11 protein-coding genes and 1 tRNA gene are annotated in these 13,107 nt (G+C 33.6%); 10 read left to right on the top strand and 2 right to left on the bottom strand.

Going from position 1 to position 13,107, the window contains the following annotated elements; genetic code table 11:
• Window positions 1-84: 84 nt before the first annotated feature.
• From AC15TD_RS13220 to AC15TD_RS13205, 4 genes are all read left to right on the top strand, one after another.
• Window positions 85-158 (top strand) — tRNA-Ala (locus AC15TD_RS13220).
• A gap of 566 nt (window positions 159-724) precedes the next feature.
• Window positions 725-1,537, top strand: a complete 813-nt coding sequence (locus AC15TD_RS13215; protein WP_484452627.1) for a site-specific integrase — start codon at window positions 725-727, stop codon at window positions 1,535-1,537.
• 158 nt (window positions 1,538-1,695) lie between these two features.
• Window positions 1,696-2,511, top strand: a complete 816-nt coding sequence (locus AC15TD_RS13210) for a hypothetical protein (RefSeq protein WP_484452626.1) — start codon at window positions 1,696-1,698, stop codon at window positions 2,509-2,511.
• Window positions 2,512-2,561: 50 nt separating this feature from the next.
• Window positions 2,562-3,452, top strand: coding sequence for a hypothetical protein (locus AC15TD_RS13205; protein WP_484452625.1), 891 nt, complete (start codon window positions 2,562-2,564; stop codon window positions 3,450-3,452).
• Between the two features lie 112 nt (window positions 3,453-3,564).
• On the opposite strand, the gene AC15TD_RS13200 is transcribed toward AC15TD_RS13205, so the two are convergent.
• Both AC15TD_RS13200 and AC15TD_RS13195 read right to left on the bottom strand, forming a co-directional pair.
• A complete protein-coding gene (locus AC15TD_RS13200) occupies window positions 3,565-4,911 on the bottom strand; it encodes a sensor histidine kinase (RefSeq protein WP_484452624.1) in 1,347 nt (448 codons plus the stop codon).
• Window positions 4,901-6,244, bottom strand: a complete 1,344-nt coding sequence (locus AC15TD_RS13195) for a sigma-54-dependent transcriptional regulator (protein WP_484452623.1) — start codon at window positions 6,242-6,244, stop codon at window positions 4,901-4,903. Before AC15TD_RS13195 ends, AC15TD_RS13200 begins: the two co-directional genes overlap by 11 nt.
• 191 nt (window positions 6,245-6,435) lie before the next feature.
• On the opposite strand from AC15TD_RS13195, the gene AC15TD_RS13190 reads away from it, so the two are divergent.
• From AC15TD_RS13190 to AC15TD_RS13165, 6 genes are all read left to right on the top strand, one after another.
• A complete protein-coding gene (locus AC15TD_RS13190) occupies window positions 6,436-8,064 on the top strand; it encodes an alpha/beta hydrolase-fold protein (RefSeq protein WP_484452622.1) in 1,629 nt (542 codons plus the stop codon).
• A gap of 33 nt (window positions 8,065-8,097) precedes the next feature.
• A complete protein-coding gene (locus AC15TD_RS13185) occupies window positions 8,098-9,261 on the top strand; it encodes an alpha/beta hydrolase-fold protein (RefSeq protein WP_484452621.1) in 1,164 nt (387 codons plus the stop codon).
• 117 nt (window positions 9,262-9,378) lie between these two features.
• Window positions 9,379-10,608 carry a hypothetical protein gene (locus AC15TD_RS13180; RefSeq protein WP_484452620.1) on the top strand — a complete coding sequence of 410 codons (1,230 nt, stop codon included), beginning with the start codon at window positions 9,379-9,381 and terminating at the stop codon, window positions 10,606-10,608.
• Window positions 10,609-10,708: 100 nt separating this feature from the next.
• Window positions 10,709-11,923, top strand: a complete 1,215-nt coding sequence (locus AC15TD_RS13175) for a hypothetical protein (protein ID WP_484452619.1) — start codon at window positions 10,709-10,711, stop codon at window positions 11,921-11,923.
• A gap of 169 nt (window positions 11,924-12,092) precedes the next feature.
• Window positions 12,093-12,707: a hypothetical protein gene (locus AC15TD_RS13170; RefSeq protein ID WP_484452618.1), complete on the top strand. Its 615-nt coding sequence runs from the start codon at window positions 12,093-12,095 to the stop codon at window positions 12,705-12,707.
• A 104-nt stretch (window positions 12,708-12,811) separates the two neighbouring features.
• Window positions 12,812-13,107, top strand: a 296-nt coding sequence (locus AC15TD_RS13165) for a hypothetical protein (RefSeq protein ID WP_484452617.1), incomplete at its 3' end; no start/stop codon positions are given.

Here is a 13,107-nt window from a genome sequence, read left to right as displayed (position 1 = left end):
ATGTATACATTTGCATAGTTTTAACAAAATGCATCACTAGTTAAAGGGCGTAAAGCCTTATTAAACGCTGTATATAAGACATTTGGGGATGTAGCTCAGTTGGCTAGAGCGCTTGACTGGCAGTCAAGAGGTCGTCGGTTCGAGCCCGATCTTCTCCACAAGTCTTGAAACCCTACTAACAGTGGGGTTTTTCTTTTTTTATAGCCTTTTTTTATTTATTTTTATGAATGTTTTTTTTGGCTTTTTTACGTAAATTTTACATCAAAAGTGTATGTAAAATGTATGTAAAGTGTATTTTAGATGATAGCAAGTATAAAAATTCTGACGTCACAAAAAAACTACCCGAGGTTATCCTATTTGTATAGAATTATTTTTTTCTAGTAAAAAAAGAACCAGAAAAACGATTGGATATTCTGAAATTTTCTATTGGGATGACACCATTAAAGAGCATCCAGAATATTATGATTTTATGCCTGTTATATTAACGTATCGAGCTAAAATTCACCACGTTAATTATAGTTGATTAACCTTTGATGAAGCAAAAAGCATCCTTTTTTATAACGATGAAAAAATCTAAAAATATATATAGGTATTATTCAATTTTTTAAAATAAGAATTGAAGAAAAAAAATCTAAAAACGAAAGTTATCTTTCTTATGAAGGTGTATTGCAAGTGTTAGAAGCTTATTTAAGACGCGATATTCCAATAAATGACATTGCCATGAATGGTTAAAGAATTTGTGTTATTTAAGCTTAAAACTAGCTGTACTGAAGCAGGTGTAATGAGTTATTTACGGACCATTAAAGCCGTTTATAAAGAAGCGCAGCGCAGAACATCTTTAAATATTAAATCCCATAATCCATTTTTAGGAATTATTAAAACCACAAAGACAAAACCCATCATCAAACTACAACCAGAAGAACTAAAAAAACTTGATGCCTTTATTCCTCATAAATTTACAAGTGCTAAAGCTTTAAAGCACATGAAACAAATTAGAGATATTTTTTTATTTCAGTTGTTAATTGGTGGACATGATTTTATTGATATAGCGTTATTAAAATGGGATAATATAAAAGACAATAGAATCAATTTCCAGCGTTATAAATTACGTAATAGAACTAATGGCGGTGCTATTATAGATAATAAACGACATAAAAAGGCGCTGCAAATTATTAATAAACATGGTGATTTAAAAGATGAGCGTATTTTTAGTTTTATACCCAACCCTATCATACAACAAAAAGCGTATATTTTTTTTAGAGGGAACGCTAATAGAACGTTACAAAGTATTTCTAAAAGTTTAGGCTATAAAAATGCGCTAAAAACAAAATCCCCTCGTTATTTATTTAGAACCTATGCTGGAGAGTTATTAATACACGATTTAATTGTTATGAAACTACAAGGGCATACACCAAAAGGCGTAACATTTAACTATCAAGGCGCTATTTCTTATAAAGTTATCGATGAAATGAATTTAAAAATTCACTTTTTATGCTTAAAAAAGCATAAAAAAAACAAAAAAACGATAAACTTTTAAGTTATCTGTTAAAACAATAAAGACAAAGAGTTTTATTAATTTAATTAATTGCATTATTTCATAAAAATAATCACTTATTTCAAAAAATTCACTTTTTCCAATTGTATTGAGAATTAAGAAATTAAAACCATTACTACAAAATCTAATAAATACTTACAATGAGACTTTTTATAACTATTATCTTAACACTCTTTTTAATTGGATGCAAATCCAGTAACAAAAAATTACTTAAAGAACTATCTATTATAGGAACTGTTCATTTTCCTACAACTGGTGTTAACGCAGATTCAATTTATCACGCCATAAAAATGGCAGAACCAAATGTTATATTGCTGGAACGAGATTCAACGGCATTTGATAGTAATTTTAAGCCTCTTTTTGATGATCAAGAAAATGAAACAATAGCCATTAAGAGGTATTTAAATGAACATCCTAATGTATTGATAAGACCCATAGAGTTTGAAGGAAGAAATACGTACAGAGTAGAGACAGGGTTATTCCCACAAGCCAATGATGTATACCAAGAATTAAATGAAATGGCGCGTTCAGGTCGTTTTTCTAATCAACAACAACAAATTTGGGACCAATTCGCAATATATTGGAAGCAAATGGATAGTTTGACGTCCTCGAGCTTAAAAGCATTGAATACAAGCAAGTCGGATGAAATTGTAGAAAAGGCAAAACAGATTCAATATACCGAAACGAAAAAAATAGTGAATAGTAACGATGTCTTCAAAAGGCTCATGATAGACTCTAAAGGGGATTCTATACCATTAAAAGAATATTTTAATAAATGGGAAAAATTTGAGCATTATGATAGAAACAATGCAATGATAGCTAATACGATGAGGACAATTAACAGCTTGCCTAAACAAAAATTCATTTTAATTGTTGGTTATAATCACAGGTACTACATTAAAAATATGATTGAAAAAAAGCATCCTGAAATAAAACTATCAGAATACTACAATTAAGGAAATACCTTGTTGAAATATTTAGCTCGAAAAACTTTAAAATAACTCAGATGAAAATTGTTAAATACATTTTATTAGCCATCATCGTTTTGGTGGTCTTACCAACTGTAGTATGCATCATGATTTATAATTATAGACTCACAGATTATATAGACGAATCGTACGCGTATACTGAAAAGATTAATAAAAAGTCACCATCAGGCAAAACAAAGGTACACCTTGTTGGAACACTGCACAATGAGACTGATGTAGTAAAACGAAACGATCTTTTGGGGTTAATCGATAGTATTGCACCCTCGGTTATTCTTATGGAAGCCGACACTAAATCGTGTGAAAGAGTACTGAACAGAACAGACTACCATTTGCAATTGATGAACTTCTTCAGTGGGAAAACAAATATGGAAAGGTCAGTTATTCTTAAGTATAAAAATAAGTACCCGTCAGTTAAGGTTTTGCCCTATGATTGGGAAGAAAGGGATGGTTTCCATCATAAACATAATATAAGAAGTGGTCACTCAGACATGAATAATGCAATTTTTCAACTGTATAATGAAGGAAAACTAAATGAAAAACAGACAAAAGCAGTTAAGGATTTTTTTGATATAAATAACAAACTCAATACCATAGAAAGATCAGGTGATTTGATGGATTTAAATAAGGCTTCAACAGATAGCATTGTAGCCATAAGACTACATTACTCGTATACAGAAATGAAAAATATTGTTGAACAAAGACTAGAGCTTGCAGAATTTCTCGAATTCTCCAAAATCAATGAATCCTATTGGGACATTCGAAATAAAGCAATGGCTCAAAATATTTTAAAACAAATTGAATTACATCCAGGTGAGAAAATTGTTGTACTCAATGGGTTTTATCATCGGTATTATCTATTGAAGGAGTTAAAGAAGTATGAGTACGAATATAATTTTGAGGTGTTATAAAAGGGTTTGAAAATTAAAAATTTAGGATAACCTATTGCCCCAGATATTGAAAGGTCGATAGTACAAAGGATGGTTTTTTTTGGTTTTTCAGTTTAGAGAATTTTTAATGCCGTTACTTGAACATCAACGCAAATTCTGTAAACTCACCTTCTTTACTATTTACTTTTATTTTGCCCTTATGCAACATCATTATTTTTTTACACAGGCTAAGTCCTATACCACTACCTGTGCTTTTGTTGGTAAAGAAAGGAATAAAAATATCTTCCATTAGGTCTTTTGGGATACCAATACCATTATCCATTACGCTTAGGACAACTTTATGATTGTCTGTATAACCGGCCTTAATAGAGATTACAGGGTTAGATTTTTCCTTTACAGCATCTTTGGCATTCAAAATAAGGTTAATAAGCACTTGCTCTATCAGGTGTTCATCAACTTCAATTTCCATTCGTTTTGACTGCACTTCAAAGTTAATTTGGATTCCTTTTGATTTTAGAGAAGGTTCCATCAAGGTTTTGATGTTCGAAAATAAATTAGATATGTTGATTTTTTTCAGGTTTAATTTACTCTCTTTATTAAGGTTTCTATAAGTTTTAGCAAACTTTAACAGGCCTTCACTTCTGGATTTAATTGTATGTATCCCGTTAAAAATATCTTTGGTGTCAACGACATTTTTATTGGGATTTTCTAATTGTAATTGAAGCTGCTGACTCAATGTTTCTGCTAAAGACGCTATAGGTGTAATAGAATTCATTATTTCATGAGTCATTACACTTAAAAGTTTCTTCCAGGCTTCAGACTCATTTTTATTCAGGGTATCTTCAATATTTTGAAGAACGATTAGTTTAAATGATTCGTCTTCAATTTTAAATAGTGTTTCTGAAATTAGCACCTTTTGCACGTTTCGATTAATGGTTATAGATAGTGTTTCGGGTGTAGGATAATAGGTTTCAAAGATGGACTCGTGTAATTGTGGATTTCTTTTTTCTATAAAGCTGATATTTTTAAAACTTGGGTAATCAATTATTTCAGAAAAGGTTTTATTGCTCCAAAGCACCTTGCCATTTTCTAATTGGTAGGCAATTATACCCACTTCAACTAACTCCAGGATTTTTTGAATGTAAACGTGTTGCGCTTCACTTTTGGCATTAACTTCTTTGATGGTTCGATTCACCTCATTGAATCCTTTATGCAAAAAACGGATATCTTTTGGCCCTCTGTCTTCTGGAAACCACCTTGAAAAGTCTCTATATTTTACCGCCTCAAAAAAATCGTCAATGATTCTAAATCGTCTTTTTACGAAATTGCTTAATTCCGATACTAAAAAAATAAGGACTAATACTGTGATAAGAATAATCAGAGAGTTAGAATTGTAAATGCCATAGGCCAAACCAATGAGCACCAATTGGATGGTTACAAATCTTAGGAGTAGAAAACCTATGTAAGATTTAAATTTCATACTTTTCGATTCGTCTGTATAGTGCTGCTCTTGTAATACCCAGTTCTTTAGCCGACTTGGAGATATTGCCCTTGTGTTTTTCCAACACTTTTAAAATGGTATTTTTTTCTACTTCATTCAAATTTAATGAATCAGATTCATTACTTGTGGTTACAGATCGTTCAATTGATGAAAAGACAAGGTCATCCGCTGTTAGACTTGATCCTTCCGCCATAATTACTGCACGCTCCATAACATATTGCAATTCCCTTACGTTACCAGGAAACTCATGATTCTTCAGTTTTGAGATAAAATCCTTATCAAGTTCAAGATTCGATTTGTTGTACTTATCAGAATATTTGGCTGCAAAATGCTTTGCAAGTAAAACCAAATCTGATTTTCTATTTCTTAAAGGAGGTAAAGAAATATCAACTGTATTAATTCTATAAATTAAATCTTTTCTGAATTTTCCTTCATCAGCAAGGGCATCCGGAGCCACATTCGTCGCACAGATTAATCGAATGTCTAAATCAATTACGTTATTAGAGCCCAATGGCGTGACTTGTCTATTCTGTAAAACCGAGAGCAATCGAGCCTGTTGCTCAAGGCTTATATTACCAATTTCATCTAAAAATAACGTGCCGCCATTAGCAGCAACAAACCTTCCCTCTCTGTCTTCTCTGGCGTCTGTAAAAGCGCCTTTTTTGTAGCCAAATAATTCGGATTCGAATAATGAGGGTGTTAAAGCTCCAACATCGACCTTTATAAAGGGCATCTTGCTTCGGTTTGAATTGTTGTGAAGCGCTCTTGCAACCAAATCCTTTCCTGTTCCGTTTTCTCCCAAAATAAGTACATTAGCATCTGTAGGACCCAGTTTTTTTATTTTTATAAAAACATCAGCCATCTTCTCACTTTCACCAATAATAAACTCATCTCCATTGGTAGTTTGAGGCGTTTTATCTTTGGTTTTAGATGTTATAACTGTCTCGACAGCTTCTACAATCTTTTTATTTTTCCAGGGTTTAACGATAAAATCGGAAGCTCCCTCTTTTAAACTCTTTATGGCTATATCTATATCTGCATACGCAGTCATTAATACAACAGCAGCCTCAGGTCTTAGTTTTTTAATTTTGTTCAACCAAAAAATACCTTCATTACCCGTATTAACGAGGGCGTTGAAGTTCATGTCTAGAAAAATTAAATCAAATGCTTTTTCCTTTACTAGAGTTGGAATGTTATTGGGGTTGTTTTCAAGTATGACTTCCTTGACCAATGGTTTCAATAACAACTGGAAAGCCGTTAAGACATCTTTGTCGTCGTCTATTATAAGTATGGTGGCATCCTTTACTCTCACTATACAATAATACAATTTTATTGGCAACTGAAAAAAACAAAGAGAAAAAGCGAAAGTGTTCATTTTCGAACAATCAATGTATCATTTTCGAACAATCAAAAAATTTTTAATTTTTTAAACAATTGATAATCATGGCTTTAATTTTATGGCACAGTATTGATTATTGAATAAGTGAACTTAAATTAATTATCATGAAAAATATATTATTTGTATTAACGCTGTTAATGACCTTTTCAATTTTTGGTCAAAGCAAAAGAACAATCAAGGTTACTGTTCCTAATAAAATAGATGACGTCTTTATTACTGGAAACCAAAAGGCCTTTGGCGATTGGAAACCTGATGAGGTAAAAATGAACAAGGAATCTGATTTCGTCAGATCTATAGAGGTAGAGATATCTTATCCAGCAGAATTTAAATTTACCAAAGGCGACTGGAACAGTGAAGGTATCTTAAAACAATTTAACGATAATCCTAATCTTAAAATCGCGAATGAAACTGACACAAGTGATTTTGTGATTAAGACCTGGTCAGATAATATCGATTCGCAAAAGTTAGGCTTGAATTATGACATTCAATACATCGATTCGGAGTATATGAACGCAAGGAGAATGCTTAAAATTGCTTTGCCTATGAATTACGATTCTGCTAAAACATATCCTGTTATTTATGTAACCGATGCACAGAGTGCGAATTTTCAAGTGACGAAAAGCTATGTTAACGCCTTATCCCAAGCGCAATTTAATATGATTCCGGAGTGTATCGTTGTTGGCATCAATCAAATGCACAGAAATGATGATTTTTATGGAACAGGCAGTGGAGAATATTTCACTGAGTTTTTGATTGAGGAAGTTGTTCCTTTCATAGATGAAACATACAGAACCTCTGGATTCAATGCTATGGTAGGGCATTCTAACGGAGCAGAATACAACCATAAAATTATGATGAAAGAGAACAATCCGTTTCGAGGGTTTATTAGCATGTCTACTTGGTTGGATAAGAATGCCGACGAATCGCTGACAACTTTCTTAAATAATTACACCGGTAAAAATATTTACTATTACTTAGCAAACGCTACACTTGATGCACCAAGCAGAACTGGTTTCGGGAACGAATTAGAGCAAATTTGCTTAAACAACCCAAATGAGCATTTCAAGTTTGTTAAAAATACAGTGGATGGCGATCATCAAACCATTGTTCCAAATTCTTTATTAGATGGTTTAAAATATATCTTTCACGATTATGCTACACTAGGTAAGTATCCTACTATTATGGATTTCGACAAGAACTACTTATCCAACGTTAGACAGAATTATGGAGTTGAAGGTCATTTCACAATGGAAATGATGGGCATATATTGGAGCGATATCATAACCAAGAAGAGCAAAAAGGAGTGGGAGTACTTTGTAGACTTTGTAGATAGACAAAAGATATTTTTTGGGAAGGGTTTAGACTATGTTAACATTGCCAACGGTTACTATAACATGCAAATGTATCCTGAAACTATTGAGGCTTATAATAAAGCAATCGATGATATTAATAACTGTGAAGATATTGTGTTTTATGCAAATATTGAACGACCAATAACGTCTTACATACAAGAAGGAAAAGCAGAGGAGTGTATCTCCTTCCTTGAAAGCGCAAAATCTGTATTACCTGAGGAATACCACCTTGGAATAACATACCATATAGCTAAAGTTTCTCTTGAACATAAGATTGAAATGGTAAAAGGAAAAAAAGCCTTAGCCTATTGTAGGGAGAACTTTAAAAAGAATAGGTTTTTCAATCTGCAAGCATTAACAGATTTAGAAGCCATTCAATAAAATTTAATAAATAACAATATAAAATAGATTGAAATGAAACATATACTTACAACTATATTAATGGCAATCATAGCAACCATTAGTACATATGCTCAATATTCTAAAATAGAAAACATAAGCATTGAATCTAAAGCACTGAATCAGACCCGTGAAATCATGGTTTATACCCCGAACGGTTATGATAATGAATATACGCTGTATAACGTCATTTACGTTTTTGATGCTCAAAACAGAGAACTTTTTGATTATGTGACTTCTGTAGCTAATATGTCTAAAGAGGCAGGTCAAGGCCTTATAGTGGTGGGAATTAAAGCCACAACAATTTTTAAAGAAGTTAATGGAAAGAAAACTTTGGTATATGCCCGTAATAGTGATCTTTTCCCAGCTGACACCAAAAGATTAGGAGGTCGAAAAGGGAACTTAACTAATTTCTTGGCTTATGTGAAAAATGAAGTCATTCCTTATGTAGAAGCTAATTACAGAATATTACCTGGAAAAACGGCGATAGGCCATTCCTTAAGTGCTTCGTTTTTGGTATATGCGCTGACTCAGTATCCGGATATGTTTGATAATTATGTGGCTGTTTCTCCCAATCTTGAATATGATGATGAGTTTTTATTGAATAAGTTGAGAACATTAGATACCCAAAACCTTTCAACCAAAAAATATTTATACATGAGTCATGCAGATGAAGCTAACTGGGGTTGGGGGCCATCAAACAAGGCGGCTTATGCCTTGTTAAACGACACACTTCAGTCCGACACATTTCAGGTTAAAATCGAAGAATATCCAAATGAAGGACACATGTCTGGTTACATCCCTGCAGTACATTCTGCTATGAAAACTTACCTAAAAGAAATAAGGCCCTCATGGAAAGATATTCGCTCAGAAGAAACATACGAGGTTACCATTCAAGTTAAGGTACTGAATGAAAATGATGAGGTATATATTTTCGGCAATCAAGAAAGCCTGGCCAATTGGCAAAAAGACAAAATTAAAATGCAGAAGACCGGTCCCTTAGAGCGAGAAATTACCTTAAAAGTTCAAAACCATGTGGAAGTTCAATTTTCTAATGATGGAGAATCTATAGCCTGGATTTCTATAGGCGAAATGGGAAGAAGCACTCATCCTATGATGATTAAACCTAAAGAGGGAGCAGTCTATAGCTTTGAAATATCAGAAAATAAGCCCTTCTAATTAATTTATATATTTTTGTGCGCAAGCCTCATATCAAAGAATTTAGAGACGAAGTCTTTATATTTAAAGATTAGCATAGGTGTAGAAATCATTTAGTATAAAACTTAACTATTGAAAATGTTAAACAATAATCACCACACCCTAGTCAAAATTTTATCAGTTGCCTGGCTGTTTTTGCTTTCTTTTTCTCTCTATTGCCAGGATAATAGTGATCAGTCATTTGACTATGTACAGCATTTCCGGCTAGAAGACGAGACTTCGCCGGCAAATAAATTCTTGAAGGAACAATTTGCTGAAACTGATTACTTACTGATGGGAGAAACTCATTATTCCCAACAGGTTGGTGAATGGTTCAAATACTGGGCAAAAAGCTGGCAAGATATGGGTTATAACCAATTTCTGGCAGAAGTAGGCCCAATATCTGCTGGTAAATTAACTGAATTGATTAATGGATCTACTACTGAAGAATATTTGCATTTCTTGGAGAAATATGGATTCCCTTATCCGAAAAATGTTCCAATTCCCTTCTTCGATCGCAAGGAAGATGTTGCATTTTTAAAAGAGCTATTTCATCGAGGGTTTACCCTACATGGTATTGATCAAGAATTTGTGTACAGTTTTCCTTATTTATTGGAAGAGTTATTCATAGCACAAGGAAAACCGGAAAAAGCACAGGAGGCAAAATCCCAAATGGAGACTTTTTGCAAAGATGCCTATGCACGAAAAATGAAGGGCGGAGGGTACAACGTTTTTGATGATTTCCTGACGAATGATACCATTAGCCAATATTATCAAGCGCTGGGACCGCTCAAGCCCGAGGCTAAGGATATTAAGTCGGCCATTGAAAGTAGTCTTAAGATCTACGATGCTGTCTTGAAGCGACCGTATAGTCACATAAGGAGGGTACATTATATTCGTGAGCGGACTAAGCAGGTATTTGAATCAAACCAAAACACAAGAGACAAGTATATTGTCAAAATTGGTCGTGTACATGCAGGCAAGTACTCTCAATATGACGCCTATGATGTTGGTCACTTATTGCACGAGAGGGCCAAATCACAGGGACAAGCATCCTTACATATCGGTTTTTTAAGAGGTTACTATCAAAAAGAAGATGGCAATGTTTCAGACCCCAACACACTTTTTGAGAATTATTATTTTAGGCTACACGCCTCTAAAGAACAATGGACGTTGATTGATCTGAGAAAATATGTACGAGGCCTGGCTGCAGGAGAAATAGATTTACCGGATTCCTACACCGAGCAGCTTATTTTGTCAGATTTAGACAATTTTGACCTTTTGCTCATCCCGCCATTAGATCAAAAGCAAACACCATTACGGGAATAGATAGAACAAAAGTATGCAACGTCTCCAAGGTCAATGCTTTAATGCTCCCTTTAAGTCGCACTATATATATACTGAACCATTAGGAATAACTACAATACTTATGAAAAACATTTTTTACACCTTAATTTTAATTATGTCACTCTTATCTTGCAAGGAAGATAAGAGAGGCATTGAAAGAATAGACTTTAAACCAACATATAGGTTTTCGTCTGAAATTGAAACCCAATTAGCAAAAGACACCACTGCCTGGAAACACCAGTTATCTGCAGCTGATTACGCAACAAAGGGAGATTATAAAAATGCCCTAACCCAATGGGATTTAGCAATGGGGTCCAGGGATATGAATTATACAGAAAAACAAATTGATTCTATCAACTTAATCTACAAAAAAGTAAATGCCAAAAATTATATCATTGAAAAAGCCAAAGAAACAAAAGTTGTAATAATAAACGAAGCGCACCATAATTCCTTTCACCGCGTTTTCACTAAATCACTGCTTAAGGAATTGTATGACCTTGGTTACACCAATTTAGGTCTCGAAGCTTTGACTACCTCAGATAGCCTTAATCAAGCACTCAATAAAAGAAAGTATCCAATACTTAAGGATGGTCATTATATAACCGAACCTCAATTTGGTAATCTAGTTAGAGAGGCACTAGAGATTGGATACTATCTATTTTCATATGACACTATAACAAGAGGAAATCGAAGTATTAGGGAAATAACAGAAGCTAAAAATATACAAAAGGAGATAGAATCTAAACCAAACGAGAAATTTTTAATTCATTGTGGATATGCGCATGTGCATGAAGGAGAAGATAAATCTTGGGCGGTAGCAATGGCACAACGATTAAAGGAATATACAGCGATAGACCCTTTAACCATTTCCCAAACCAGCTATAGCGAGATGGGGAATCCTAAATTTAATCACCCACTCCTTAAGGCCTTTGATCTAAATGAATCAACTATTCTGTTAGACCTAGAAAATAAGCCGTTTAAACATAAACAAAACGGAGCTTATGCAGACCTTGCTGTTTTTCATCCTAATACAGAGTATATTAATAACAGACCAAATTGGTTATTTAAAAATGATAACATGAATGTATCGATTAATCTTAGAGATATAGAGATTGAATACCCAATTATGGTTTTTGCATACAATAAAGGAGAAGATATACATTCAGCCGTCCCGATTGATATAGTAGAGGTTAAAGATTCTACAGAAAGCTGCCACCTTGGTTTGAAAATAGGAAATTATGAAATTATTGTTACCAATGGGCGCGACTCCTTTAAATTCGATAAAAACGTAAAATAACTATTACTAACACTTTATAAAATTACTTATTATGAAACAAACTACATTTATTCTCACACTGCTTCTCTTAAATTCCATTTATTCGTTTTCGCAAGAATTGGGATCTAAAACGCTAGAAGAGATTCGTCTAAAACAGATTGAAAACATCAAAAATCCTGAATTATGGGATATGGACCGAATGAAAAATGAAGCTCTTGATTCAATAAATGAACGTGAACCTATTAGGTATGGCGCTTTCCCCGTACCTCATTACAGTAGCCTTGGCTTTAACTACAGAGGAGGTGGGGTAGTTGATAACCGAATGGCTCGATCTTTACCGGATTATAGGATTACCGTGGAAGATAAGGAAATTGTATTTGCCAGTTTTCATATGGGCAACAGTCCATTATATGAAGAAGAAAAACGAAATACGGCATTTTTTACTGTTATTACAGTTATAGATACCGTTGATACTGATAACTTCGCTTTAGGTGCATCCAGATTCATTTCAAGAAATCACCCGGATTATACTGGCCAGGGATCATTTATCACAAAAGACAACAAGGTCGATTTTGTTGCTTTTGCAACACCCGATAAAGGGAGCTTTGCTATCGTGAACATGAGGCTTTTTCATCTGGAATATGGAAATATTATTTTAATCACTCCTCAAAAAGATGGTTCTTTTAGGTCTCTCCAAATAGAGGGCTCAGTACCTCCTGCAGAAGGTAGTTTTGAGTATATAAAAACAAATGTGTTGCAAAGAGAAGAAGTTATTAAGTTCCTTACTGCGGAAGGAGTAATATAAAATAGATTACAACCTCTAATTATGGTAAATGCCTTACCATGGTCAACCACATCACCATATACTAGATGTTAGTCAGATGAAAAAATTAATTTAAAGTAATACCTATGATTAAAAAACTCTTCAATTACCCGATGACCTATATCATAGCTCTATTAATGGTGTATTCAGTTTATGATTATTTTGAACACATTGGTCGAAGTGGTTCTATTTTTCAGGAACATCCAATGCATTGGCTATTGTTTAGTTCTGCGGTGGTGTTATCCTTTATTCTTATTGTTATGTTGGTAAAAAAGGTTATAGAAGAGATGACTAATCAAAAAACATTAGCCATAGAAGTCCTGTCTATTGGAATATGGTTGGCATTATATATAGCGTTTATTGGCCCATTGATTGATAAGTT

The sequence above is a fragment of the Yeosuana sp. genome (assembly GCF_057126245.1).
The sequence above is the reverse complement of the archived record's forward strand: the minus strand, read 5'-3'. Positions and strand labels throughout refer to the sequence as shown.